The following is a 25,909-nucleotide window of genomic DNA, read 5'->3' on the forward strand; positions in this document are numbered from 1 at the left end:
ATCGCTCCGCATCGAAACCCGGCAACGATTGGGAATGCCCGAACGTGACGCGATTTCTGATTGTCGAAGATCACCCGCTGTTTAGCGAAGCTCTGGAAAGCGCCCTGCAGATGGAGGCGCCCGGAGCCGAGGTCTTGCAGGCGACCTCGATCGACGGGGCGCTCAGCCTTTTGTCGTCGACCGGGGCCGTCGACCTGATCCTGCTCGATCTCTTGATGCCGGGCACGACCGGCCTGTCGGGCATCATCCGCATCCGAAAGGCGTTTCCGCGCATCCCCGTCATCATCGTTTCCGGATATCAGGATCCGCAGATCATCGGCAGTGTGCTGTCGCTCGGGGTGTCCGGCTATATCCTCAAATCCTCGTCCAAGCAGGAGCTGGCGCAGTCGATCGGCGAGGTCCTGCGCGGCGCGGTCTGCCTGCCGCAGGCCTACCGTGCGCTGGCGCGTCCGCAACGCTTCCCCGTGCCCGCCCAGGATCTGCTCAAGCGCCTGCACGATCTGACGCCGCAGCAATTGCGCGTGCTCGAGATGCTCAAGCGTGGCCTGCAGAACAAGCAGATCGCCTATGAGCTGAAGATCTCCGAGACCACCGTGAAGGTCCACGTCTCCGACATCCTGCGCAAGCTGAACGTCCTCTCCCGTACCAAGGCGATCGTGGAGATGTCGAGAATCGATTTCACGACGCTGGCAAGCCAGGGCGCCGCCGCAAAGCGCGAGCAACCCGATTCGCCGTCGAACTAGGTACTCATTACGCGGCTGGCCGAACGTCGCACGAGGTTGCCGCAGGGCCAGAAGGGCCTAAGGTCAACACTACGGAGTCCCCTTAGCTTAGATCGTGCAAATTCCTGCCAAGCGGCGATGACAGTCGAAATGTCGTGAACAGAACCTTCAACCCGTCCCGCTCGGGTGTACAGGCCATTGGCCCCACAAGATAGGAGCTTGCCCTCGGGAATGGTGCCAGCCGCATGAGCGGCCAAAGCTTGCCGTCAGCCGAAACCTGCAGGCGAAGGACACCATTATCGACGGTCGCTCGTACCCAGAAGTCGCTGGCATCGTGTTCATACGGTGCAGTCGTCCAGTCAGAACGCTTGTCGGTCAACACGCTCGCAAGCATGGCGCGTCCGTCCGAGAACTCGATCCCGGCCTTGACCCAATGCTGCGCGTCGATGCGAACCATGATGCCCGCTTGATCGTAGAGTTCCTGGAACTCGCCCTGGACGTGCAGTTCGGCGGTGAATGCCCCGCCAGTCGGAAAACCCAAGAAATGCCCACTGTCGCGATTGAAGCCATAATGGGTTTCGCGCCAGAAATCGGTGGCTTTGTCAGTGACGATTTGAAGACTGTCACCTTCCGCCGTCCATCTCTGGGGTTCGTTGAGCCACACACCGTCACTTCTGCCGAAAATCATTTCAAACCTCGATGAAACTATCGGTGGCGCCCGAACTCTCCGATCGACGGGGCATCGAGAGGCTGTGTGCCGATCGCGCAGGGGGTCACGGACGAACTCTGACGTCACTGCGCGTGATCGGAGTGTAGGTCAGGATGATGCCAGGCGGATTCGGACCCGGTGTCCACTTTCCATTTTCGAGATATTCAACGGTGAAGTTCGCTCCGCGACAATCCGGCGCGACCGTCACGCGCGTGCTGTATTGCTTGCTGAACGGCACCTTCTTGCTTTCTCCCAGCACAAAACAGCTGTCCGCGAGCTTGGGCGCACCTTCGCGGGCTGCTGGGCGCGGTTTAGGCGGGCTGGCAGTCAAATTGACCCGTGTCCCATTGATGCAGCCGTCGCCTGCCTCCGCGCAGAAACTGCTCTTTGCGCAGAACTTGCCGGACGAACAAGCCTTCATCACGCGAAGGTCGACGCAGAGATCGCCCCTCACACAGGAAAATCCGGGCGAGCAACGCTGATCGCCGCACATCTCCCCGGTGGTGAAAGCGGGTACGCAGCCCTGGGGGCTGCAGCTTTGCGGGAATGGGCAATTCGTCCCGTTGCCGCAATCGACGGTGTTCGGCGCCTGGCAGGTGCCTCTTGCCGTGGTCCGCCATCCAGCGGGACAGGCGGAGCCATTGAATGCGCATCCGCCTCCCTCGATGCAGGCGGCGTTGGCCGGACACACGCTGCCGTCCCTGCAGGCTGCGAATGAAGCGTTGAGACAGCAACCCCAAAACAAGACAGTAAACAAGAACGCGAGAATATGCCTGAAGACAGTCATCATCTTCCCAAAAAGGCCGAAACCGGCCGTTTGCCCATTGCGCAATGATCGCACATTATCGCCGATTTGCCGACGCGTCAAGAGAACTTCGGATAAACGAAATTCATTGGCATGGGCCATCCGCAAGCCGTCATTGCACCGTCGCGAGATAATGGCTGGGGTCAAAATACTCCGACGCGCGTTTCGGGTTGGCGATGCCCGCATTGCTCACGAAGAAATCGCTGACCTGCTGCAGCCATTTCTCGACGGTCCCGTCGGCGTAAAGCCGTCGCCACTCCCGCGACGTGAACATTTTTTGCGCCTTGAAGGCTTCGACGACGTCGGCGATCGCAGCCTGCGGGTAGTGGTTCTTCTGTAATGCCTCCGCCGCCGCCCTGGTGTTGCGAACCATGTAGTCATTCGCATCCGCCCATCCGCGAATGATCTTTGCGAGAACGTCCTTGTTGGCCTCGTAATAGTCGGGGTGAACGACCCAGCCGCCGACCACCGCGGACTGCGGATAGAACGCAGATGCGTCCACCAGCTTCACCGCGTCCGGCAGCTTTTCCCTCACCGCGATATTGAAGGGGACCCAGAGTGCGACGGCCGGCACCTCGCCGGCGATGAAGGCCGCGACCGAAGCGGACATGGTGCCGTTGACAACCTCGACATCGGCGAGGCCAAGGCTGTTGGCGCGCAGCGCGCGGTCCAGGAAGATATGTGCCGTTGTCCTGGTCGTGGTCGCGATGCGCTTGCCGCGCAGGTCGGCGAACGTTCTGACGCCGAGATCCGGCCGCACCCAAAGCTGTGCGGTGGCGATCTCGATGTCGTTGATCAGGAAGGCGCGACCCGCGCCAAGCGCCAGATAATTCGAGATGACGCCGCCTGCCGAGAGCACATCCAGCTTGCCTTCGGCCATCGCCTCGAACACCAATGGGCCGGTGTTGAATTCGAACAGATCGAACGCGATCCCTTCTTTTTGAAACGAGCCGCGGTCGAGCCCCGTGAAGATATGGCCGTCGACCGCGACGACATGGAGATAGCCAAGCCTGATTTTCGTCACGTTCTGCGCGACCGCCGGCGCACCGAGCGTGGTGGCAAGGGCTGCGCCCGCACCGCTCCCCAGCAGCCGCCGGCGCGTCAACAACGGCATTGCGCTTCCGCCGCGACGTTTCATGCTGCGGCCCCCGGCATGCTTTGAACTGAGTGTCGTGCATGATGCCGCGCGACGCCATCGTCGGGATAGTCGATCAAAAATCCGGTCAACCGGGCAAGGATGCCGTCGCGTTCACCGCGCATGATCGCTGCATGGATATCTTCCCAGCGTCGGCAGATATCGAGCTCCGCGGCGGTTGCGTCGGCACGCCGGCCGCGCAATTCGCTGATCGTGACGGGCTCGGCAAACCCCTTAGGCCGGATGCAGTCGACGCTGCGGAACAAGAATTCCTGTTCCGCGCGGGCGCGAACGGCAGAGCTCACCAGCACCCGCGTGCCATAGTCCTTGTTCAGCCCCTCGAGCCGTGCCGTGAGATTGATGGTCGCGCCGAGCGCCGTGAAGTTCATGCGGTCGACGGAGCCGATATTGCCGACGACGGCGTCTCCGGTATGAAGCCCGAAGCGCGTTTTGTAGGGCGGCCAGCCCTCTTCTTCGAAATGTCCATTCAGTTGCTCGTTCCTTTGCAGGCAAGCAAGGACCGCCGCGCAGGCATTGGCGACATGGTTCGGATCGTCGGCCGGAGCATTCCAGAACGCCATGACCGCATCGCCGATGAACTTGTCGACCGTGCCGTGCCGCGACATGATCTCTTCGGACAAGGCCGCGAAATAGCGCGAGGTGTAGATCATCACCTGCGACGGATCGGCCTTCTCGGTCTTGGCCGTGAAGTCGGCGACGTCAGTGAAGAGCACGGTGATCTCGCGCCTGGTCCCTCCGAGTTCGAGCGAGGTGCCCGATTCGATCAGTTGCCGGACGATCTGCTTGGGAATGAAACTCGAAAAGTTGCGGATCACCGTGCGCATGGTGAAAACCGAGCGCCCGAGCTCGTCGATCTCCTGAATGATCGAGCGCAGCCGCGGCCGCTCGATGATCTGGAATTTCTGGATCTCGTCGGTCTGGCTCGCGAGCGCGCGCAATGATCGCGCCATCAGCGAGCCCATCCAGAAGGCCAACGGTAGCGAGGCCAGCACGAATCCGAGCGCCACGGCAAACAATGCCCGCCGCTCGGCGATGATGCTGGAAAAGAACTCGTCGAGCCGGGCGACCACCGCAAGGCGGATGTTGGCAGAGCCCGCGGTCTCGATGGTGTGGAAGGCCGCCACATAGCTCATGCCCGCAGCGTCGGAGAAGAACTTGTGAGATTCGCGGTCCTGTCTCCAGGACCTGATAGCAGCCGGCAGCCCGGTCAGCTTGACGGCATCCAGCTTCGGAAGGCCCTCGTGACGGCTCTCGGACGCCTGCTCCATCAGAATGCTCATATTCGGATGGGCGACGATCTGGCCGGCATCGTTGAACAGGAAAACCAGGCCCGAATTGCCGAGCCGCTGCCGGTCCAGCATGGCCTCGGACTGCGCCAGCAGAATGTCGCCGGCGATGACGCCGCGACGCCCTTCCTGCAACGGCGATCGCAGCGTGTAACCATGATCCCGCGTTGCGTAGAACAGATACGGCCCCGTGACGAGCGCGTCCTCATCCTTGAAGGCGTCGATGTACCACGGCCGCCGTCGCGGATCGTAATCGGCCGGACCCGGCCGCTCTTCGATGGTGATCAGATTGTCGGACAGGAATATGGTCTGCGCGCGCGCCGGCGTGGCCGAACGATTGATCGCGACCATCCGGAAGACGGCGTCTTCGGGCACGCCGAGATTCGCCCTGAAGACCGGATTTGCGCGATCGATCAGGTCGATCTCGAGAAAGGAGCCGTCCTCATAGCCGACATACAGGTTGAAGAGCTGCGGCGTGTTGCGCAGCATCGCCGCCATCAACGCATAGAGTTTTGGGTTGTCGTCGATCTCCGCCGCCTGGATCGACGGCAAGCCGCCGAGAATGCCGAGATTGTCCCGGATGGTCCGGAACTGTGCGTCGATCCGGTCGGCGCCGAGCTGGGCGACCTTGTCGATGAACGTGCCGGCGGCGGTTCGCGTGATCGAGGTAACGCGATTGAAGCTGAGATAGACCAGCGTCAGGCCAACGAACAGCACAGCCGCGATGAACACGGTGATGATCGACGCGCGGAAGCCGATTTGCCATCCACGCCGATCGGTCGCATTCATTGCGTTTTTAGTCTCGTCCATCGACTTCAGCCTGACGGTGACGCTCTCACATGTACCGTCCTAGTATTTGCGCGTGATCGGCTTTGCCGCCGGTTCCGGCGGCGCCGGTGAAACCACAAAGGTGACCCATGTGCTCCAGGTGCTGGCACGGTTCTCCACCTCCAGGTCCTTGTAGCCCTTGATATTCAGATAGCCCTGGTACTCCTTCGACATCGAAATGATGAAGCCGATCTGTGGGCCGAGGCCGATCGCGCGCCCCCTGAAGCCGCCGAGCTTCGCGCCGGGGCCGCTGTCGTCGGTGATCTGCTGCAGGAAGTAACCTGCCACGCCGATTTGCACGTTCTTGCTGATGAACTGCGAAGCCGCCCAGTCGACATGGAAGTCGATGCCGTTCTGGTATTGCAGAAACGGGTTCTCGAGGCTGTAGGTGAGGCCGCCGACGATCGAAAACTCGTGACCGGCTTTCGGATCGAGATAGGTGTATCCGGCGCCCACATCATATGCGACGAAGCCGAGATTGAGATTTGCCAGACGGCTCGGGTCGTAAGTCCCGCTCGGGATGTTGCCGACGATGTAGACCATCTCGTTGTGGACGCCCTGATTCCACTTCAGCGAGCCCTGGTAGAACACGTCGGATAGCGTTGTCCTGTTGTCGATAGCAGTCCCTGAGATCGCGTTGCCGCGCGGGCCGGTCAGGGTAGCGTCGATACCCACACCGACGTTTCCGGGCGCCGTGATGATCGAGAAGGCGGCCTGGCCGCCGAGCACCGGTGTCGGCGACGTATAGATGACGGCGAGAGCGAGCGCGTCGCCATGGGCGCTCAGGCCGGTGACGACCGAGCCTCGCCCGCCGCCGCTGGTCACGAAGTTCTGCGTCGCTCCCGCATTGGCCTGCAGATGCAGATAGATCGAGGCGTAGGCCCAGCCGGGAACCGTCGGCGTCGCCGCCAGGCTGCCGAAGATGCCCGGCAGCCAGAAGCTGACCCCGCCTGCGGCGGCCTTGGCGGAAGATGGAAGCAGGGACACGGCCACTCCGGCTGCCGCTGCGAATGAAATCCATCGCCGTTGAAGAGCCATGCTGTCCTCCTGCCATTCACGTCCAAATCGATTGTCAGCTCACCGGCTGGGGTTCGGGAAACTTCCATTTGCCGCTCAGGATTTCCTCGCGCGGCCGGTAAAGCCGGACGGTGTAGTTCCATCCCTTCGTGATCGGCAGGCAGTTGGGAATCTTGCCGTCGCAACCGCCGAACTGGACCGCGATCGAGCCGTCAAAGTTTCGCTTGGCCGTCAGATTGTTCAGCGAATAGGCGTCATACTGATTCTTCTCATAGTAGCCCTTCTCGTCGTAGACGCTGACCGACCAGAAGCCGTCGACCGGGACGTCCTTGACGTTAAGCTTGTACACGGTCGTGCCGTCGTTCTTCGCAGGCGTGATGTTGAGGTAGGTCGCGTCCTTGTCCGGGTTGCCACCCCAGCCCGCGGCCGTTCCGATCAGATGCCGCACCGGATCGACCTCGGCCTTGGTGCCGAAAGCGTGCTTGAAATCGGGAATCGTGCTCGCGAGGACCAAAAGCGCGTCGCGGACTTTTTTCTGGCTGGCCTGATCCCAGCTCGGCACCTCGAACTTTCCGCCGTTCTTTTGGCTGACCTTGACGGCGTCCTGAAGCTTGTGGACCTCTTCGACGTCCTTTGGATCGGACGGATTGACCAATGTTCTGATACCGGCAACGACGTAGCGCGTGCCGACCTTGTCTCTCGTCAGCGTCCGCGTGCCCGGGCCATAGGTGACGTCGACCACGTAGTGATCCTCATTGATCACCTGCATCGACATGAAGCGCTTGCCCGGATCGGGCATCGTGATCGACACAGGGCCGGCGTCGAGGTCGAAAACGCCGCTGGAATAAAGCGTGTCGCGGTTGAGGCGAATGACCGACTGGTTGTCGATGGAGGCGGGTTCACGGCGATGGTTGAATTTGCCGAGCCCGCTTTCCTTGACGAGATTGCTGAAATAGAGGTCGGATTCGGCCCGCTTGAAATTGTCGATGGTGACCGGCGCACCGCCTTGGGCCGGCGCGGCTCCAACCGTTGACGCCGCCGCCATCAATGCCGGCTTCGTCCATTTGCCGTCCAGCGCTTCTGCCTTTGGCCAGTAGAGTCGCAGCGCCGTCATGAATGGAGCGTTCGGCGCCGGTAGCCAGTTTGACTCCTTGTCGGCGCCGGGCGACTCCCGCTGTACGTAGAGTGTCAGCCCGCCGTCGGCGTTTTTCTTGAGGTTCGGCAGCATCGGCGAGTTGATCAGATAGCGATTGATCGGATTTGCGACGAGATATCGCGCCGGCAGCTCGTACATGGTGAGTGACCAGAACGAATTCACCGGCGGCAGTTGCCCAGGCGGGAATGTCAGGGTGTAACGCCCCGTCGTTCCGTTGAGAGGCTTGCCGTCGGCATCGATCGCGTAGGCGGGATAGATAGCTTCGTCGCGCGAGTTGCCGTAGATGCCGTCAACCGCGCCGACCATCCGGCGTGCGTAGTCATTCCCGAGAAACTCGCGTGTGCCAAAGACGTCGGCGCTGGTCATTGCGCCCGTCTTCATCTTCTCCTCGTTCTTCTCGTAGACCTTCCATGCATCGGAGATGCCGTCCTGGACCGCCTGACGAAGTTCCGGCGTCAATTGCTCGGGCTTGAACGGCTTTCCGCCTTCGATGCCGAGCTTGGCAAACCGCGCCCGTAATTCGGACTCGGAGGGATGGACCGGACAGAATTGCAGCGCGAAGTTCAGAACGTTGAAGAACTCGGCGGAGCTGCGCTGCTGCTGCGGCGTCAGCGGCTTGACGAAATCGACGGCGGGGGCGGCGGGTGCCGCCGCCTTGCCCGGGAACTGCGACAGCGGCTGCACCTTGAAACCGGCCTGCACCTTCTTCACCTTGTCGATGTCGTTGGGTCCGAACAACTGCGTCCGGTAAAACACCAATACGAACTCCGTTTCCGAGCGCAGCACATCGTTGATGCCGTCCGGCTTGTCGCCCTTCCAGTTCGGTCCGGCCAGCAGATAGCTGCCCGCATTGTTGCCGGTCGCGCGGCTGCCGACATAGGCAAAGTTGAAGGTGTACTGGTCGATGAATTGCAGCGAGTAGTAACGGTCCTTCTCGACCTCCGGCACAGTGAACACCAGAGGCTCGGCCCGCAGGTCCGCGCCGACATAGGAATAGGGCGTGTCCGAGTTGGGCGTCTGGATCGCCTTGTCATCCGGCGTGTAGACGCGGGCGTTGTTGAACAGCGTGTTCCACGGCGCCTTGTATTCGGCGCCCCCCTTGTCGACGAAGTACGAATACTGGACGCGATAATTGTCCACCATCGGATAACCGAAGATATATGCGTCTCTTGCGATGTCGCGCGCTTCATTGGGTGTGAGAGCTTGGGAGCATGCAGCTGCCGGCATCGAGAGAGAAATGAGTGCGGCGAGAAACAGTTTTTTCATGACAGCCCTTCCCGATTGATACGTCCTGCAACGTCGGTGGTGTCCGCGTGCATTCATTCGCGTTGTCCTACGGTTCGAACGCAAAAACCTTCTTCCAGTCGGCCTTCATGTCGACCACGGTCCAGCCCTTCGCCTTCGCCTCGTCCCACGCCTTGTCGAGCTGTCCGATCTTCGACGGCCGGTCGTAGGCGTATTCGCGCGCCTCGTCGGTGTGATGCACGATGCCGGCAAAGCGCGCGCCTGGTCCCGCCATGGTCCATTGCAGCATCTGGTGGTCGCCGTCGGAGTTGCCGAAGGTGAGGATCGGACGGCGACCGATCATCATGTTGATGCCGGACGGCTTACCCGGGCCGTCATCGATGAACTGCACCTTGGCCGTCTTCAGCAGCGACGGCTTGCCCGCGGTATCGAGCTGATATTGCGTGACGCCGGAGGAGCCCATCACCTGCTCCGGCGGGATGCCGTAGGCCTTTTCGGCCCACACCCGCATGAACTCGACACCGCCGCCGGATACGATGAAGGTCTTGAAGCCGTTGGCGCGGAGGTAAGCCAAAAGCTCGACCATCGGCTGGTAGACGAGCTCGTTGTAGGGACGGTTGAAGCGCGGATGTCTTGCGGTCGCGAGCCAGTCGGCGACGGATTTTGCGAATTCATCCGTGGTCATGCCGCTATGCGCGGCGGTCACCAGCGTCAGCAGGGCCTCTTCGCCCTGTTCGGCCAGCGCCTTCCTGTCGCCGGCGAGGAACGCCTTGAATGGCTGTTGCTGCTCCCACTCGGGATGCTTGGGCGCCATCGCCTTGACACTGTCGAGCGCGAAGGCGGCCTGGAAATATTCAGGCTGCTCGCACCACAGCGTGCCGTCATTGTCGAACACGGCGATACGCTCGGCGGGCGGCACAAAGTCTGCGCCGCCCTGCGTCGTCACCTTTGCGACGAAATCGCTGATGGATTTTTTCGCCGCGCCGCCGTGCCAGGAGGGCAGGGGATCGGATTGAGCAAGAGCAACCCCGGCATGCCAGACGAGGAAAAGCAACGCGATCACGGCCGAACTGAGCGAGGCTTTCCAGGTGCGTCCGAATACAACCAGGTCGAAGCCATTCCAAACTCGGCGGCCACCAACCGCTCTTGTTCTTGGCATGGTATGCCCCTTCAACTCCCAGCGCCCTCCGTGCACGCAGTTGCCGGTCCCGATCAATTCTTCGCGACACCCACTGTGACCTTCTCCATCGCATCACTGACGGTGAAGCTCGCCGCCTTGGCGCGCGGCGGGAATTCCTTGAAGCTCTCCAGCCACTGCGCGACGATGGCCTGCGCGGGCACGAACAGAAATGCCCGGCGTGCCTGCCAGTTGCCGTAGTAAATACTGTCAGTGCCGCGCTCGAACGGATCGGCCCGAAGATTGTAGAGATTGGGCCCGCGCAGCTTGGTGAAGTTGCCTTGCCAGACACCGATCGGAGTCTTGGGGTTCGGTTCGGCGTGCTGCTCCATGAAGGTGATCTTCCATTCGCGGACACGAAGCGCCATCAGGTCGCCGTCGTCGCTCCAGTAAAGGAATTCCTGACGCGGCGAGTCCTTTATGTCGCCCCTGAGGAAGGGCATCAGATTCTTGCCGTCGAGGTGAACCTTGAAGTTCTTGCCGTTCAGCGTGCCGCCGATCTTCAGCTTGTCGACCAAACCAGTCTCGCCCGCTGCTGCCGCGAAGGTGGGGATGAAGTCCTCATGCGCACAGACATCGTTGACAACGGTTCCAGCCTTGATCACGCCCGGCCAGCGGATCAGGCAAGGGACCCGGAAGGCGCCCTCCCAGTTCGTAGCCTTCTCACCTTTAAACGGGGTTGCGCCGCCATCAGGCCATGTGAACACTTCGGCGCCGTTGTCGGTCGTGTAGACGACGATGGTGTTGTCGGCAGCGCCGAGATCATCGACGAGCTTGAGCAACTGTCCGACGTGCCCGTCGGTCTCGATCATGCCGTCGGGATAGAGGCCGAGGCCAGTCTTGCCATCCGACTCCTTTTTCAGATGGGTGAAGATGTGCATTCGGGTTGAGTTGAAATAGCAGAACCACGGCGTTCCGGCCTGCTGCTGACGGGTGATGAAATCCTTGGCCGAGGCCAGGAATTCCTCATCGACGGTTTCCATGCGCTTTACGTCGAGCGGTCCGGTGTTCTCGATCACCTGCTTGCCGACGCGTCCAAAGGCTGGGTCGACGGTCGCATCATCGCGGTCGCTCGCCTTGCATTTGAGCACGCCGCGCGGCCCGAACTTGGCGCGGAATTGCGGGCTCTTGGGATAGTCCGGATTCTCCGGCTCCTCTTCTGCATTGAGGTGATAAAGATTGCCGAAGAACTCGTCGAAGCCGTGCACGGTCGGCAGGTACTCGTTGCGGTCGCCGAGATGGTTCTTGCCGAACTGGCCGGTGGCGTAACCGAACGATTTCATGACGTCGGCCACGCTCGGGTCGAGGGGCCCAAGCCCGAGCTCGGCGCCGGGGAGCCCGACCTTGGTCAACCCGGTGCGGATCGGCGACTGTCCCGTGATGAAGGCGGCGCGGCCGGCGGTGCAGCTCTGCTGGCCATACCAGTCGGTGAAGATGGCGCCTTCCCTGCCGATCCGGTCGATGTTGGGCGTGCGGTAGCCCATGATTCCGAGATTGTAGGCGCTGATGTTGAACCAGCCGATATCGTCGCCCATGATGAAGAGGATGTTCGGCTTGCGCGCATCGCCTGCGGGCGATGCGGCCGGAGCAGGCGCCGCCTTCTGCGCCTGCGCGAATGCCTCCGAGGTCAGCGTTGCGGCGGCGACGATCGACGACGTGCCCAAAAGAAGAATTCTGCGATCGATCGTCTGCTCAGCCCGGGACTGCTTGTTCTCGTTCTCGCTGCTCATGCGATACTCCCTACGTTGATATTGGGGCCATTTCTTCCTGCTCGTGACGAACGACGGTGGGCGACCGCACCACGCACCTGAAGCCGACATGGCTCGTCGACGTGTCGACTGGTTCGGCATGGCGTGCCGCAGGCCGGTAGCGGCGGCAATAGTTCGGCGCGCAGAGATGGGAACCGCCCTTCAGCACCTTGCGCGGAATGCGGATGTCGGGTTGGCATGGATCAAAGCTGGCTTCCTCGCCTCCGCCGCGTGGATTGACCGGAATGCAGCAGGGCTTTGCTGGGTCTGCTTCATGCTTCGCCGACCACCAGTCCGAGGTCCACTCCCACACATTGCCGATCATGTCGTAGAGGCCGTAGCCGTTCGGGGGAAAGGCCATGACAGGCGAGGTACGCTCGAAGCCATCCTCACCGAGGTTCTGGACAGGGAACCTCCCCTGCCAGATGTTGGCCATGTGCCTGCCGCCCGGCGCCAGCGTGTTGCCCCAGGCGAATTCCTCACCGTCGAGCCCGCCGCGCGCGGCGAACTCCCATTCCGCTTCGGTCGGCAGGTCCTTGCCGGCCCAGCGCGCATAGGCGAGTGCATCGCTGTAGGAGACGTGCACGACCGGATGATCGTCGAGGCCCTTGAGGTTGCTGTTTCGACCGTAAGGATGGCGCCAATTGGCGTCGCGCATGAAGGTCCACCACTGGCTCCAGTCCCTGAGATCGGTGATGCGCGGCAGCGGCGAGAACACGAGAGAGCCTGCGTAAAGCATGCTCGCCAGCGCGCCGGGATAGTCGTTCGTGTCAGGCACGATCTGCGCCGTCGTGACGTGACCGGTCGCGTTCACGAATGCCTTGAACTGCCGATTGGTCACCGGCGTACGATCGATCCAGAATCCGTCGACCGTCACGTGGTGACTTGGCGCCTCCTCCGGATAGTGGCGATCGGAGCCCATGCGGAACGTGCCGCCGGGAATCCACGCCATGTCGTCGGCGCGCGGGATACCTTGCTGATCGCTATCGATGTCTGGCTGCAGCACGACACATCCCCTTGCAGCGCGACTATTGCGGGCAGTCGCCCCAAAAACCCTGCGTGCGGGAGGGACCGGTGGAGTACCGGAACAATGGGAAAAGTCCGAGCGTCAGGGTTGCAGTTGCAGAGCGGAGGTTCGGCGCAGGCGAACGAAAATCATCGAGGGGACGCATACACATCGTCAGGCCCTTCATTGTTCTTCTTGTCGTTCTTGAATTCGGTCGCGCCTGGCGCGGCCGAAATGTCAGCCTTTCTTTTCTTGCCGATACAGGAACGCGCGCGCTCCACCCAATCGCGCAAGACAGCGGTCGCATGCTACCTCACGTTGCCTATTCTGGGACGTGTACCTTGTGCCAATGCGCGGAGACGTCGCTCACTGGGACAACGCGCGGCAAATTTGATGCGAATCGAGTGGGCTACGCTCCGAATGCCAGCTTGCCAGCGACTGTTTCGAAGGCATCGGAGATACGTGAGCCACTCTTACATTAAATCCTCTTTGGGCCAGACGCGCTGGTTCGGTCCGTGACGGTCTCCGAGCCCGGCATGCCCTGGTCCTCCCAGTCCTCCCACTCGACATTGTTGATTTCGAGATAGCGGGAGACGGCTACACCGATTGTTGGGAAGAAGTAATGCTCTCCAAGCTGCGCGAACAAGCCAAATCTTTTCAGCTTGTCCTTCACGGGATCTTTGAGCTCGGCAAAACAAAGCTCTATGCCCTGCGCGTGCAAGGTCTTGTCCAGTTCGGCAACCACGTCACAGGCGGTGACGTCTACGCTCGTAACCGGCTCCGCGGTAACAACCAGCCAACGTACGGGTGTTGGCGATGTTGCTATGGCACCCAGCACACGTTCCCTGAAGAATTCAGCGTTGGCAAAGAACAGAGGCGCATCCCACCGAAACAGGACCAGTCCGGGGATCCGACGTGCATCCGGATATCTGGTGATGTCGTGATAGCCCTTGACGCCCTGGGCGCGCCCCAACACGGCGGAGTGCGGGCGCCAGCCGTCCCACAGGAACTCGATGATTGCGAGCGCGATCGCAAGACCTATTCCCGGAATTACTCCGAGCACCGCTACACCGACGAAGCAGACGATCGCCAGCCAGAATTCCCAGCGTTGAATGCGATAGATTCGTCTGAGGTCGGCGACTTCGATCAAGCCGATCGCCGCGGCAATGACGACGGCGGCCAATGCGGCCGTGGGCAAATGTTGAAGGAGGCTTGGCGCGACCAGCAGAAGCAAGGCGATGGCTAGCGCGCCAACGACGCTGGTGAGTTGGGTGCGGGCGCCGGCGGCTTCTGCAACAGGCGTCCGCGAACTGCTGCTGCTGATCGGGAAACCCTGGAAAAAGCCTGCCGCCAGATTGGCGGCACCAAGCCCGACCATCTCCTGGTTGGGATCGACCCGAGACCCCAGTCGTGCGGCGTAGGCGCGTGAAAGGACGCTCGTATCGGCAAACGAGACTAGCGCTATTGCGCAACCGCCGAGCAGCACCGGGACGATGTCGCTGGAGGTGATCCGTGGCACGACGAAACCTGGCAGCCCCTGAGGAAGCGGGCCCAACACCTTGACGCCGTGGTGCGTCCCGAGATCGAGCACCCCGACGACGATCGTCGCCCCAACGACCGCAATCAGGATGCCCGGCAACTTGCTGTTCCTGAGAAGCAGGATCACGATCAACGTGGCGACCCCGATCGCCAACGCGACCCAATTTATCTGTCCTGCAAGGATCGCGCTGACGATTGCCCACAAGCTCCGCAACGGTCCTTCGTTCTCAATGGAGAAGCCGAAGAGTTTTGGCAGCTGGCTGATCAATACCGTCAGCGCAATTCCGTTCATATATCCGTAGCGTATCGGCTTGGAGAGAAGCTCGGTTACAAAGCCAAGACGCGCGACGCCTGCCAGGATGCAAACCATCCCCGAGACGATCGCCATCATGCCGGCGAGCGTCACCGCCCGCGCGGGATCGCCGTGAGCCAGGGGAGCGATGACGCCTAGGAGTATTCCTGCCAGCGCGGAGTCCGGGCCCAGGACGAGAATGCGACTTGGGCCGAACAACGCGTATGCCAGCAGCGGCACGATCGTTGCGTACAGACCATAGATGCCGGGCAAGCCCGATGCGGCTGCATAGGCAATTCCAACCGGGACCAGCATTGTCGCCAGGACGACGCCGGCGAAGACATCGTGCGGAAGCCATGCTGCTTCATATCGACGGAGAGTGTCGAGTCCGGGCAGCCAGTGCTTCATGGGTCGTCACTCCCAGCCCGCGCTGAGCCAGTTAGCCTCGCGTGATGTTTTGGCCTGATCAGGCTAATACGACCGTAGCGAACTGAACAGCGGCTTGGCGCCATGGCCCCATGGGGGCTTTCCGGCGCACTGTCGCCCGCTCGTTACGCGATGATCGCATATTGCCACCGATTTGCCCGACGTGTCAAGCGAAATTCGGATAAATGAAATTCGTTGCGCTGCAAGCCGCTTCTACGGTGCATGGGGTTGTTTCGACGCTTTGTGAGCGGGCCGCCCGCCCGCCCGGTCTATGTCAGCAAAAACGACAGCAGCGCCCGCATCTCGGCCGGCTTGATCGGCTTCTTCAGCACCTCGAGCCCGTAGAGGCTCGCTTCCTTGGCGGCCTTTTCGGAATAGTCGGCGGTGATGATCATGGCCGGCACGTCCAGCTTGAGCTGCCGGCGGATCTCTTCCACGGCGGACAGCCCGCTCTCGCCATGATCGAGATGGAGATCGGCGATGATCGCATCGGGCGCGCCGCCGAGCTCGCTCAGCCGCTCCGCCGCTTCAGTGCCGGATCGGGTCGTGGCGACGTCGCAGCCCCATCCCTCCAGGAGCGCGGCCATCGCCGCAGAGCCGGACGGATCGTTCTCGATCAGCAGGATTTTTGCGCCCTCCAGGCCGCCATAGTGGAGATTGGCGAGCTTGACCTCATGCACCTCGTCGCAGACCTCAGTGCGGTCGGCCTGCTCCAGCTCCAGCACGAAAGTCGATCCGCGTCCGACCTGGGACGACAGCCGCACCTCATGGCCGAGCACGGTCGCAAAGCGGCGGACGATCGACAGGCCGAGCCCAAAGCCGGCCTGGTCGATGGCGTTGGCCTCGCCGCGCTGGAATTCGCGAAAGATCGCCTCCTGCTGCGCAGGCGCAATGCCCGGTCCGGTATCGGTGACCTGGATCAGGACGCGATTGCCGCGCTGCCGGCAGCCCATGATGACACCGCCGCTGCGGGTGTAGCGGATCGCGTTGGCGAGCAGGTTTTGCAAAATTCGCCGCAGCATCATCGCGTCGGTGGAGACCGCGAGCGAGGAGGGACGGATGCGCAACGACAGCCCTTGCCGCATGGCGATCGGCTCGAACTCGGCGCGCAACTGCTGAAACAGCGGCGCGACCGCGATCGGCCGCACGTCCGGCCGCAGCGCGCCGGCATCGAGCTTTGCGATCTCCAGCAGCGAGCGCAACAGGTCTTCCAGCGTCACCAGGGAGCGGTCGACCTGGTCGATCAGCAGGCCCGCTTCCTGCGATTCCATCATCTCGGTGAGCGCCGAGAGCGTCAGCCGCGCCGCGTTCAAGGGCTGCAACAGATCGTGGGTGACCGAGATCAGCACCGACGATTTCAGCGAGCTCGCGGCCTCGGCCTGCTGCTTGGCGCGATGGAGGCCCTCATTGGCGCGCTCGACCGAGTGCAGCGCCTCGCGCAATTGCTGGGTCCGGTCGCGCACCTGGTGGTCGAGCGCGATCGCGGTCTCGAACAGCGAGAAGGCGTTGAGCTGCTGGTCCATCGAGCGTTCGACGCGGGACATCAGCGCGGCGTTGATCTTCTTCAGCTTCGCGGCCTCCCGCCGAAGCTGGTCGACCGTCTCGGGTCCTTGCCACATGTCCGTCACGCGGGCCGCCTGCCGATGGCGACGCCGGTGAAGGTCTGGTTCACATGCATCGAGCCGAACTGTTCGCCATAGGTCTGGAAGCCGACGACGCGGTGCCGCCGGTACAGCTCCGACATGTCGCGGGCGAGCTGGTGCTGCTCGGCATCGAGACGGCGAAAGAGGCATTCGAACCCGATATAGAGCGAGACGTCGCCGATCTGGTTCTCGGTCTCCGCGAACATGTCGCGTGTCGCGCCGACCAGGCTGCGCGAGGTCGCGGCCGTCAGCACCATGCCCTCGTCGATCGCGCAGAAGAAGTGCAGCGAGCCGTCAGGCTCGACGCGCTGGATCGAGCGCGCGTAGTAGGAGCCGCCGACCCGGACCAGCACCGGATGCGAGGCAAAGGAGAACGGGTCGAGCTTTGCGTCCATGATGCCGACGACGCGGGAATATTCCTGCGCCGCGGGCTCTGCGTTCAGCTCCTTGACGGTGCGATTTTCGATGTCGGCCTCGGTGACCACCATCTTTTGCGTGCGCGGCTCGAAATTGTCGCATTTGAAGACGCGGAACGGCAGCGAGGTGTTGAGCAGGATCAGCAGCGCGGCATTGGTGTGGGCCTCGCCGTCGAAGAACACAAAGGTCTTCTCGAAGCGCAGGCCGTCGCCGGCCGAGCCGCCGACCACCGGAATGTCGTCCAGCGAGGCGTAGAGGGCGGACATGACCGCCTCTTCGCGGCGACACAAGCCGTCGATCAGCACGAGGCCGAAGGGGTTTCCGCCGTCGACGTCGGAATTGGCCCGCAATTCCTGCCGCAGCTCGGCGCCGATCCGGCGGCCGTCTTCGACGCGAAAATTCTGAAGGTTGAGGATCGGCCGGTGCGCGACGCTGAAATCCTGGCGGCTGAAGGCCAGCGCCACGACGCTGTTCTCATCCCAGCCGTCGGGGGCGAGTTCGCCGGCCGTGGTGCAGCCGCAAACCAGCGTGTCCGCGAAGCGCGCGGCCGTTTCGGCGATGAAGCGATGGGGATCGTAGTGCGGCGACAGGAACACCAGCACGAGCGCCGTATCGTCGGACGGAAGCTGCTCGGCGATGTCAGCCACGGCCTCTTCCTCGGTCGCAGCCTTCGACTTCGCGACGGCAACGCCTGACGAACTGCCAAACCGAAGATCGGCTTGCCCCACGCGGTAGCTCCCTCTGGATAGGCTTGGTCTTGTGCCAAGTATTGGAAGAGTAGGGCCTTTCCGGCACTGCCGCAACAATGGGCCGATGCCGCCGAAGCCGGCTGGACAACCCCCGCGATTGCCCACCCTTCCGAATTTACCGCCCCTTATTGATTCTGCCCTAATTTTTCGCCCCGGTCTGGGAGACAACGGCTTCCCGGACCGTTGGGGGTTACCGCAAGGCAAGGGTGAGGGCTGGAATGACCGGGCGTATCGCGTCGAAATCCAAGGGCACAATACTTCCGACCCTGCGGTTTCGCGGCAAAATCATCCTCGGCTTCGCCGTGGTGCTCGTCATCTCCGCCGCCAGCATGGCTTTCGCCTATTTCGGCTTCGAGGGTGTTTCGGTCGGGGCCAGATCCTATCGCGCCAGCGTTTCGGAGGCCGACCTCGCCCGCAACATCGACCGTGAGCTGATCTCCTACCGCGCCCTCGTCCGCTACTACGTCGTAACGGGCAAGGAAGAGGACGCCAAGGCGGCCGTCGCAGCCGAGGCCAGCCTGAAGAACGCAATCGATGAGTCGATGCGGGGGACCGCCAACAAGGCGCGGCAAGAGCAGGTCGGCAAGCTTTCGGGTGCGTTCGGCTCCATCACCAAGAACTTTGCCGACATTCTGAAGGCGAAGGAAGAGAGCGAGTACCTGACCAAGAACGCGTTCACGCGCAGCGAGATGTCCATGGAATACAAGGTCGACGACCTCGCGAGCGCCGCGCAGGAACTCGAACTCGCGGACGTCGCCTTCGGCGCCAAGCAGATCCTCACGCAATTCCAGGCCATCAAGGTGGTGTCGAACAACTTTCTGGCCGCTGGCGACCAGTCGATCGCGACGAGTGCCGTCAGCCGTCTGAGTTTTCTCGACAACGCGCTGAAGAACATTCCTTCGACGAACGAAAAGATCCAGCCGATTATCAAGGAGATCGGGGGTCTCCTGACGACGTATCGGGACTCGCTCGCCAAGCTGATCGAGAACAGAAAGAAGGTCGAAGGGCTCATCACCGAATTGAGCGCATCGACCGAGAGCTTCATGAAGGGCGCGACCTCCATGAAGGCGGACCTTATTTCCGAGCAGCAGCGATTGGCGGCGGAGTCGGAAGCCGCAATCGGACAGACCGAGCAGATGATTTTGATGCTCGCGGGCGGCGGCACGCTGCTCGGCATTATCTTGGCCTTCGTGCTCGGTACCGGCATCTCGCGTCCGATGATCGCGATGTGCAAGGCGATGCGGGAGCTGGCCTCGGGCAATTTTGACGTCGTGCTGCCGGGCCTGGGCCGCAAGGACGAGATCGGCGAGATGGCCGGTGCCGTCGAAGAGTTCAAGGTGCAGGCCGTCGCCAAGGCCGAGCGCGATGCCGCCGCCAGCGAAGCCCAGAACAAGGAAGCCAGTGCCGTACGTCGCGGCGAGCTGATCCGCTTCGCCGACGATTTTGAGAGCGCCGTCGGTGCCATCGTCTCCAACGTCTCGGCCTCCGCCGTGCAGCTTGAATCCGCAGCGTCGACGCTGACCCGCACCGCCGAGACCACGCAGACGCTGTCGAGCCAGGTCGCCGGCGTCTCGGAAGCGGCGTCCAGCAACATGCAGTCGGTCGCAACCGCGACCGAGGAGCTGTCAGCCTCGGTCGAGGAGATCGGCCGCCAGGTCCGCGACTCCAGCCGCATCGCCGAAGGCGCGGTCGCCCAGGCCAAGGAGACCGACGCCCGCATCGGCAAGCTGTCGCATGCCGCGCAGCAGATCGGTGACGTCGTAAAACTGATCACGGCGATTGCCGAGCAGACCAATCTCTTGGCGCTCAACGCCACCATCGAGGCGGCCCGCGCCGGCGATGCCGGCCGCGGCTTTGCGGTGGTTGCAAGCGAAGTGAAGTCGCTGGCGAGCCAGACCGCGAAGGCGACCGACGAGATTTCGTCGCACATCACGGGTATGCAAGGTGCCACCGCCGAATCGGTTGCGGCGATCAAGGAGATCGGCGCGACCATCGGCCAGATCTCGACCATTGCGACCTCGATTGCGAGCGCGGTGGAAGAGCAGGGCGCCGCCACCCAGGAGATCGCCCGCAGCGTCCAGAACGTGGCGCAGGGCACCCAGACCGCGGCCACCGACATCGGCCAGGTCAACCGCGGCGCGGCCGAGACGGGGTCTGCCTCGGAAGAGGTGCTGCATTCGGCCAAGACGCTTTCGAGCGAAAGCACCCGCCTGCGCGCCGAACTCGATCGCTTCATGGCGAATATCAGGGCGGCGTAAGTCGCTGCCGTATTGCTAGCTACTGCTACGCCCTCAGGTGTCGTCCTGGCGAAAGCCAGGACCCATTACCCCAGGGAGCGGTTTGGCGAAGACTCGTGGTTGCCATCTCGCGCCATAACCACGCCCTGGCTTATGGATCCCGGATCGGCGCTGCGCTGCGCGCCGCTTGTCCGGGATGACGTGAGGAGGGACTTACGTTCGGTTGCCCGGACGACGTGGCATCCGCACCCCACCTCACCTAACCGCAAGTTGCGGTTCGTCCGCGTTTACCGCGGTTTATCCTTTACGCCTTATTTTCCCCTGTCGAGCCTGGAAGGGGCTGCTCCCGGGCTGCGGCTGATTTTCCGCGAATGGAAAAAGGGGTGGGGTATGTCCGTCAAGTCCAAGCCGAACCGTTTGAAGCTTCCGACCTTGCGCTTCAGGGCCAAGATCGTCCTCGGCTTTGCGACCGTACTCGCCATCCTGGCCGTCAGCATGGCCTTTGCCTATTTCGGCTTCGAGCGGGTTGCGACCGCTGTCGCGTCGTACCGGACCAGCGTCTCCGAAGCGGACCTTGCGCGGGCGGTCGATCGGGAGCTGATCACCTATCAGGCGTTGGCGCGCGCCTACACGCTGACCGGCGCGGCCGAGGACGAGACCGCGGCCAAGACGGCCGAAGCGAACCTGAAGGCAGCCATCGGAAAATCCATGGCGGCCACCACGGCGCCGGCGCGGCGCGAGCAGATCGCCGGGCTGCAAAAGGAGTTCGACGCCTTTGCAAAGGTTTTTGCCGACATCATCACGTTGACGCGTGAGAACACCAGGATCGCCGGTGACGAGCTCAACGGCGTCGGTAACAAGATCCGCTTCAAGTTCGACGATCTTGCCGACACCGCCGCACTGGCCGGCCTGTCGTCGGTTCAGACCACGGCCAAGGACATCACGACGCAATATCTTTCCGTTTCGACGTCGGTCAGCGCCTTCGTTGCAAAGCCCGAACCGAAGACGGCCGACGGCATCGTCGCGCGGGTCAAGTTTTTGGAGACCCTGCTGGTCTCGATCTATGCCAACGACCAGAAGATCACCCAGCGGGTGACCGAGATCGGCGACCTCCTGAAGCAATACCGCGCCTCCTTCGGCAAGCTGAGCGAGAACGTAAAGGCCGTCGTCAAGCTGAACGGCGAGATGTCCAAATCGGCTGCAGCCATCCTCAAGCTTTCGGGTGAATTGCGCTCGGACCTGTCGGCCGATCAGCATCGCATCGAAACGGAGACCAACGCGACCATCGGCGAGACCGAACGGCTCATCCTGATGCTGGCGCTGGGAGGCCTCGCGGTCGGTGCCGTGCTGGCGCTGATGCTGGGCAATGGCATCTCGCGTCCGATGATCGCGATGTGCAAGGCGATGCGAGAGCTGGCCTCGGGCAATTTTGACGTCGTGCTGCCGGGCCTGGGCCGCAAGGACGAGATCGGCGAGATGGCCGGCGCCGTCGAAGAGTTCAAGGTGCAGGCCGTCGCCAAGGCCGAGCGCGATGCCGCCGCAAGCGAAGCCCAGAACAAGGAAGCCAGTGCGGCCCGTCGCGGCGAGCTGATCCGCTTCGCCGACGATTTTGAGAGCGCGGTCGGCGCCATCGTCTCCAACGTCTCGGCCTCCGCCGTGCAGCTTGAATCGGCAGCCTCGACGCTGACCCGCACCGCCGAGACCACGCAGACGCTGTCGAGCCAGGTCGCCGGCGTCTCGGAAGCGGCCTCCAGCAACATGCAGTCGGTCGCAACCGCGACCGAGGAGCTGTCAGCCTCGGTCGAGGAGATCGGCCGTCAGGTCCGCGACTCCAGCCGCATCGCCGAAGGCGCGGTCGCCCAGGCCAAGGAGACCGACGCCCGCATCGGCAAGCTGTCGCATGCCGCGCAGCAGATCGGTGACGTCGTAAAACTGATCACGGCGATTGCCGAACAGACCAATCTCTTGGCGCTCAACGCCACCATCGAGGCGGCGCGCGCCGGCGATGCCGGCCGCGGCTTTGCGGTGGTTGCAAGCGAAGTGAAGTCGCTGGCGAGCCAGACCGCGAAGGCGACCGACGAGATTTCGTCGCACATCGCAGGCATGCAAGGTGCCACCGCCGAATCGGTTGCCGCGATCAAGGAGATCGGCGCGACCATCGGCCAGATCTCGACCATTGCGACCTCGATTGCCAGCGCGGTGGAAGAGCAGGGCGCCGCCACCCAGGAGATCGCCCGCAGCGTCCAGAACGTGGCGCAGGGCACCCAGACCGCGGCCACCGACATCGGCCAGGTCAACCGCGGCGCGGCCGAGACGGGGTCTGCCTCGGAAGAGGTGCTGCATTCGGCCAAGACGCTGTCGAGCGAAAGCACCCGCCTGCGCGCCGAACTCGATCGCTTCATGGCGAATATCAGGGCGGCGTAAGTCGCTGCCGTATTGCTAGCTACTGCTACGCCCTCAGGTGTCGTCCTGGCGAAAGCCAGGACCCATTACCCCAGGGAGCAGTTGCGGCGCGAACTTATAGCCCCGAGTCTTCGCCAAATTTCTCCCTGTGGTTATGGGGCCTGGATCGGCGCTCCGCTCCGCTTCGCTTGTCCAGGACGACGTAAGAGAGGATTTGCGCTCGCGCCCCTCCAAGACCACGAGAGCACCGGACCTCACTCCCTCCCGAACGCCCGCTTCAACTCCACCTTGGCGCGCTCGAGGCGGGTGCGTTGCATCTTCGGCAAGGTCTTGCCGGCGCGGTTGATGTAGAAGGTGAGCATCGAGAGCGCCGAGCGATAGGCGCCGGTCTTGCGGCGCTTGCTGTGCTCGGCAGAACGCTTCAGCGATGCCGCGATCTTCTTGAGACTCGTCAGCGAAAACACGCCGCGCTTCAGGTCCAGCGCGTCGCTCTCCCGTGTGACACGCTGCGACCAGCGTTTTGGCGTCGCGCGCTTCGACGTCTTGCGTGCGGTGCCACGCGTTGCATTGGCGCCTGTCTTTCGATCTGACGACTTGCGCGCTCCGGCTTTGCGGGAATAGGTGGTCCTCCTTGCGTGAGCCATGCGTCAACTCCTTGCAGCTCCAGCGGAAACAAGCCTCTATCCGAAGGGTTCCTGAGGAACTTCACCGCGCGCGGCGCGTTGTCGCGGGTGGCAGGTGGATGTGCCGCGACCGAAAGACCGAATCGGCCTCGGCCATATCTGCGCCGGGGTTGGGTGCATTGCTCAGATGCAACGAAGCGATGGAATTGCAGCAAACCTCAGCGCTGAATGTTGCTCCTGCAGTCCCGGTGGCTGCGGCGCGAGATCGCGTCATCGAGACCAGTATTCCTGCGCGGCTCGACGCTCTATCGTGGAGCGGCTTTCACACGCGAGTCGTGCTCGCGCTCGGCATCACCTGGATTCTGGACGGACTTGAAGTGACGCTCGCCGGCGCGCTGTCAGGCGCGCTGAAGCAGAGCCCGACTTTGCACTTCTCGAACCTCGATCTGGGTATCGCCAATTCCGCCTATCTTGCCGGTGCCGTGCTCGGCGCGCTCGGTTTCGGCTGGCTCACCGATCGTATCGGACGCAAAAAACTGTTCTTCATCACGCTCGCGGTTTATCTCACCGCCACGGCCGCGACTGCGCTGTCCTGGAATGTCGCGAGCTATGCGCTGTTCCGCTTCCTCACCGGCGCCGGTATCGGCGGCGAATATACCGCGATCAACTCGACCATTCAGGAACTGGTGCCGGCGCGTTATCGCGGCTGGACCGATCTCGTCATCAACGGCAGCTTCTGGATCGGCGCTGCCATGGGCGCGGTGGCGGCCATCGTGCTGCTCGATCCCACGCTGTTCGGCCCCGATCTCGGCTGGCGGCTCGCTTACCTCATCGGCGCCGCCATCGGGCTCGTCGTGCTCCTGATGCGGATGTGGATTCCCGAAAGCCCGCGCTGGCTGATGATTCACGGCCGCCCCGAACAGGCGCATGCGATCGTCGACGATATCGAGCGCTCGGTGGTCGGCGACCGGCAGGATCAGTCCGGGGCAGGCTTCGCAAAAATTCGCCTGAGGATGCGCGACCACACCCCGATCAGTGAGGTCGTGCACACGCTGTTTACGGTCTACCGCCATCGCGCGCTGGTGGGCCTCGTGCTGATGAGCGCGCAGGCCTTCTTCTACAACGCGATCTTCTTCACCTTTGCGCTGATCTTGACCGATTTTTACGGCATCAGTGCGGATCATGTCGGCTGGTATATTCTACCCTTTGCCGCCGGCAATTTCCTCGGGCCGCTGCTGCTCGGCCGCCTGTTCGATACGCTCGGCCGGCGTACCATGATCGCGTTCACCTACGGTGTTTCGGGTGTTCTGCTCGCGCTTTCCGGTTATCTGTTCTCGATCGGCGTGCTGAGCGCGCAGGGACAGACCATCGCCTGGATGGTGATCTTCTTCTTCGCTTCGCCGGCAGCGAGCGCTGCCTATCTCACCGTCAGCGAAACCTTTCCCCTGGAGGTGCGGGCCCTGGCGATTGCGGTGTTCTATGCAATCGGCACCGGTATCGGCGGCGTCGTCGGGCCTGCGCTGTTCGGCGCGCTGATCGACACCGGCTCCCGGACCAGCGTGTTTGCCGGCTACCTCCTGGGCTCGGTGCTGATGATCGCGGCCGCACTCGTGGCGTGGCGCTATGCCGTCGCCGCCGAGCGAAAATCGCTCGAACATGTCGCACGGCCGCTCGCCTTTATGGAGTAGGATATGAAATCAGAACTCGCGGAAATGCCAAGAGAAATGCCAAGAGAAATGCCGAGTGACGACGAACGAATCATGCGTGACGATGACGATGCGCCCGAAACGGTGCCGGTGCCGCGAGCTCTGGTCCCGCATCTGAGCGAGACCGCGATTCTGCTCGACATCGACGGCACGCTGCTCGAATTGATGCCGACGCCGCGCGAAGTCTGGGTGCCGCCGGGGCTCTCCAAGACGCTCAACCGCCTTGTCGAATGCACCTCCGGTGCGCTGGCGCTGGTCAGCGGACGCTCGCTCAACGACATCGACCTGATCTTTGCGCCGGACCAGTTTCCCGCAGTCGGCGGCCACGGCGCTGAAATGCGGCTGTCGTCCGATAACGAAGCGGTGGCGAGCCACGCGCCGCCGATGGACAAGGAGTTGAAGCGGCGGCTGGCGGCGATCGCAAAGCTCAGCCCCGGCATTCTGCTGGAGGACAAGGGCTATTCGCTCGCGTTGCATTACCGTCTCGCGCCGCATGCGGAGAAGGCGATCTACGCGGCGGTGTCGCTGATCCGTGCCGATTTGCCCAACGCGCCGATCGAGGTACTGCCCGGCAAATCGGTCTGCGAGATCAAGCATTCCGGATTCACCAAGGCGAGTGGCGTGCGCGAATTGATGACGCATGAGCCGTTCAAAGGACGCCGTCCGCTCTTCATCGGCGACGACGTCACCGATGAAAGCGTGTTCGCGATCATGCCGGACATGAACGGTCTCGCCTTTTCGGTCGGCCGCCGCGCCCGTGGCGTCAATGGCCATTTCGATGCGCCGAGCGACGTGCGCGAGTTCCTCGCGCATCTCGTCGACGACCACGCAAGGTAAAAGCAAGGCAGCGCCACCTCGCGGCCATATTGCGTGCGGAACCGTTGGCCGCGCGCGAAAATCTTGCGGCGCAATGTTCGCGCAAAAAACTGTCTTTGCGTCGAATTTTTATTTTTTGCGGCCGAAACCAGGTTCCAACGTGCGCGCCCGATTTTGGTTTCAATTCGTTGAAACCATGAACA

18 protein-coding genes are annotated in these 25,909 nt (G+C 62.5%); 5 read left to right on the forward strand and 13 right to left on the reverse strand.

Translation table 11 applies throughout. The annotated features are described in order from the left end of the window. Nucleotides 1-44 precede the first annotated feature (44 nt). A complete protein-coding gene (locus KUF59_RS02525; RefSeq protein WP_212456057.1) occupies nucleotides 45-743 on the forward strand; it encodes a response regulator in 699 nt (232 codons plus the stop codon). Nucleotides 744-825: 82 nt separating this feature from the next. Here the strand turns inward: KUF59_RS02525 and KUF59_RS02530 are convergent, their stop codons facing one another. From KUF59_RS02530 to KUF59_RS02590, 12 genes are all read right to left on the reverse strand, one after another. Then, nucleotides 826-1,410 (reverse strand): DUF1349 domain-containing protein, encoded by a 585-nt coding sequence (locus tag KUF59_RS02530; protein ID WP_212456055.1) that lies wholly within the window; start codon nucleotides 1,408-1,410, stop codon nucleotides 826-828. Between the two features lie 85 nt (nucleotides 1,411-1,495). Next, complete coding sequence (locus tag KUF59_RS02535; RefSeq protein WP_212456053.1) at nucleotides 1,496-2,338, reverse strand: hypothetical protein; 843 nt, start codon at nucleotides 2,336-2,338, stop codon at nucleotides 1,496-1,498. A 10-nt stretch (nucleotides 2,339-2,348) separates the two neighbouring features. Beyond that, nucleotides 2,349-3,341 carry an ABC transporter substrate-binding protein gene (locus tag KUF59_RS02540; protein WP_212456534.1) on the reverse strand — a complete coding sequence of 331 codons (993 nt, stop codon included), beginning with the start codon at nucleotides 3,339-3,341 and terminating at the stop codon, nucleotides 2,349-2,351. A 29-nt stretch (nucleotides 3,342-3,370) separates the two neighbouring features. Beyond that, complete coding sequence (locus KUF59_RS02545; RefSeq protein ID WP_212456051.1) at nucleotides 3,371-5,488, reverse strand: adenylate/guanylate cyclase domain-containing protein; 2,118 nt, start codon at nucleotides 5,486-5,488, stop codon at nucleotides 3,371-3,373. 39 nt (nucleotides 5,489-5,527) lie between these two features. Further along, nucleotides 5,528-6,493, reverse strand: coding sequence for a SphA family protein (locus tag KUF59_RS02550; protein ID WP_258768126.1), 966 nt, complete (start codon nucleotides 6,491-6,493; stop codon nucleotides 5,528-5,530). An 85-nt stretch (nucleotides 6,494-6,578) separates the two neighbouring features. Beyond that, on the reverse strand, nucleotides 6,579-8,945 hold the full coding sequence (locus tag KUF59_RS44170) for a DUF1254 domain-containing protein (protein ID WP_212456048.1): 2,367 nt from the start codon (nucleotides 8,943-8,945) through the stop codon (nucleotides 6,579-6,581). A 67-nt stretch (nucleotides 8,946-9,012) separates the two neighbouring features. Then, nucleotides 9,013-10,083 carry an HAD family hydrolase gene (locus KUF59_RS02565; protein WP_212456046.1) on the reverse strand — a complete coding sequence of 357 codons (1,071 nt, stop codon included), beginning with the start codon at nucleotides 10,081-10,083 and terminating at the stop codon, nucleotides 9,013-9,015. A gap of 53 nt (nucleotides 10,084-10,136) precedes the next feature. After that, the gene (locus tag KUF59_RS02570; RefSeq protein WP_212456044.1) at nucleotides 10,137-11,831 is read right to left on the reverse strand and encodes an arylsulfatase; all 1,695 of its coding nucleotides are present in this window, start codon (nucleotides 11,829-11,831) and stop codon (nucleotides 10,137-10,139) included. A 10-nt stretch (nucleotides 11,832-11,841) separates the two neighbouring features. Beyond that, nucleotides 11,842-12,801 carry a formylglycine-generating enzyme family protein gene (locus tag KUF59_RS02575; protein ID WP_212456533.1) on the reverse strand — a complete coding sequence of 320 codons (960 nt, stop codon included), beginning with the start codon at nucleotides 12,799-12,801 and terminating at the stop codon, nucleotides 11,842-11,844. 532 nt (nucleotides 12,802-13,333) lie between these two features. After that, nucleotides 13,334-15,094, reverse strand: coding sequence for a SulP family inorganic anion transporter (locus KUF59_RS02580; protein WP_212456042.1), 1,761 nt, complete (start codon nucleotides 15,092-15,094; stop codon nucleotides 13,334-13,336). Nucleotides 15,095-15,381: 287 nt separating this feature from the next. Beyond that, nucleotides 15,382-16,731 carry a hybrid sensor histidine kinase/response regulator gene (locus KUF59_RS02585; protein ID WP_212456532.1) on the reverse strand — a complete coding sequence of 450 codons (1,350 nt, stop codon included), beginning with the start codon at nucleotides 16,729-16,731 and terminating at the stop codon, nucleotides 15,382-15,384. Between the two features lie 5 nt (nucleotides 16,732-16,736). Then, nucleotides 16,737-17,900, reverse strand: a complete 1,164-nt coding sequence (locus KUF59_RS02590) for an FIST N-terminal domain-containing protein (RefSeq protein ID WP_212456041.1) — start codon at nucleotides 17,898-17,900, stop codon at nucleotides 16,737-16,739. Between the two features lie 239 nt (nucleotides 17,901-18,139). Here KUF59_RS02590 and KUF59_RS02595 point away from each other — a divergent pair, with 239 nt between their 5' ends. Together KUF59_RS02595 and KUF59_RS02600 are read left to right on the forward strand one after the other, a co-directional pair. Next, the gene (locus KUF59_RS02595) at nucleotides 18,140-20,179 is read left to right on the forward strand and encodes a methyl-accepting chemotaxis protein (RefSeq protein WP_212456038.1); all 2,040 of its coding nucleotides are present in this window, start codon (nucleotides 18,140-18,142) and stop codon (nucleotides 20,177-20,179) included. A 369-nt stretch (nucleotides 20,180-20,548) separates the two neighbouring features. Then, nucleotides 20,549-22,582 carry a methyl-accepting chemotaxis protein gene (locus tag KUF59_RS02600; RefSeq protein ID WP_258768128.1) on the forward strand — a complete coding sequence of 678 codons (2,034 nt, stop codon included), beginning with the start codon at nucleotides 20,549-20,551 and terminating at the stop codon, nucleotides 22,580-22,582. Between the two features lie 233 nt (nucleotides 22,583-22,815). On the opposite strand, the gene KUF59_RS02605 is transcribed toward KUF59_RS02600, so the two are convergent. Then, nucleotides 22,816-23,205: a DUF3175 domain-containing protein gene (locus KUF59_RS02605; RefSeq protein ID WP_212462746.1), complete on the reverse strand. Its 390-nt coding sequence runs from the start codon at nucleotides 23,203-23,205 to the stop codon at nucleotides 22,816-22,818. A 179-nt stretch (nucleotides 23,206-23,384) separates the two neighbouring features. Between KUF59_RS02605 and KUF59_RS02610 the strand changes: the two genes are divergently transcribed. Both KUF59_RS02610 and otsB read left to right on the forward strand, forming a co-directional pair. After that, nucleotides 23,385-24,872, forward strand: coding sequence for an MFS transporter (locus tag KUF59_RS02610; RefSeq protein WP_212462745.1), 1,488 nt, complete (start codon nucleotides 23,385-23,387; stop codon nucleotides 24,870-24,872). 3 nt (nucleotides 24,873-24,875) lie between these two features. Then, on the forward strand, nucleotides 24,876-25,727 hold the full coding sequence (gene otsB / locus KUF59_RS02615) for a trehalose-phosphatase (protein WP_212462744.1): 852 nt from the start codon (nucleotides 24,876-24,878) through the stop codon (nucleotides 25,725-25,727). The last annotated feature ends 182 nt before the right edge of the window (nucleotides 25,728-25,909 follow it).

The sequence above is a fragment of the Bradyrhizobium arachidis genome (genome assembly GCF_024758505.1).
Lineage (GTDB): Bacteria > Pseudomonadota > Alphaproteobacteria > Rhizobiales > Xanthobacteraceae > Bradyrhizobium > Bradyrhizobium manausense_C.

Bases quoted from the DNA above. Each gene is read 5' to 3' on its own strand.
- KUF59_RS02530 (WP_212456055.1), bottom strand. From the start codon at position 1,410: ATGATTTTCGGCAGAAGTGACGGTGTGTGGCTCAACGAACCCCAGAGA.
- KUF59_RS02535 (WP_212456053.1), bottom strand. From the start codon at position 2,338: ATGGCCCATGCCAATGAATTTCGTTTATCCGAAGTTCTCTTGACGCGT.
- KUF59_RS02545 (WP_212456051.1), bottom strand. From the start codon at position 5,488: ATGGACGAGACTAAAAACGCAATGAATGCGACCGATCGGCGTGGATGG.
- KUF59_RS44170 (WP_212456048.1), bottom strand. From the start codon at position 8,945: ATGAAAAAACTGTTTCTCGCCGCACTCATTTCTCTCTCGATGCCGGCA.
- KUF59_RS02565 (WP_212456046.1), bottom strand. From the start codon at position 10,083: ATGCCAAGAACAAGAGCGGTTGGTGGCCGCCGAGTTTGGAATGGCTTC.
- KUF59_RS02570 (WP_212456044.1), bottom strand. From the start codon at position 11,831: ATGAGCAGCGAGAACGAGAACAAGCAGTCCCGGGCTGAGCAGACGATC.
- KUF59_RS02575 (WP_212456533.1), bottom strand. From the start codon at position 12,801: ATGGCGTGGATTCCCGGCGGCACGTTCCGCATGGGCTCCGATCGCCAC.
- KUF59_RS02580 (WP_212456042.1), bottom strand. From the start codon at position 15,094: ATGAAGCACTGGCTGCCCGGACTCGACACTCTCCGTCGATATGAAGCA.
- KUF59_RS02585 (WP_212456532.1), bottom strand. From the start codon at position 16,731: ATGTGGCAAGGACCCGAGACGGTCGACCAGCTTCGGCGGGAGGCCGCG.
- KUF59_RS02595 (WP_212456038.1), top strand. From the start codon at position 18,140: ATGACCGGGCGTATCGCGTCGAAATCCAAGGGCACAATACTTCCGACC.
- KUF59_RS02600 (WP_258768128.1), top strand. From the start codon at position 20,549: ATGTCCGTCAAGTCCAAGCCGAACCGTTTGAAGCTTCCGACCTTGCGC.
- KUF59_RS02605 (WP_212462746.1), bottom strand. From the start codon at position 23,205: ATGGCTCACGCAAGGAGGACCACCTATTCCCGCAAAGCCGGAGCGCGC.
- KUF59_RS02610 (WP_212462745.1), top strand. From the start codon at position 23,385: ATGGAATTGCAGCAAACCTCAGCGCTGAATGTTGCTCCTGCAGTCCCG.
- otsB (WP_212462744.1), top strand. From the start codon at position 24,876: ATGAAATCAGAACTCGCGGAAATGCCAAGAGAAATGCCAAGAGAAATG.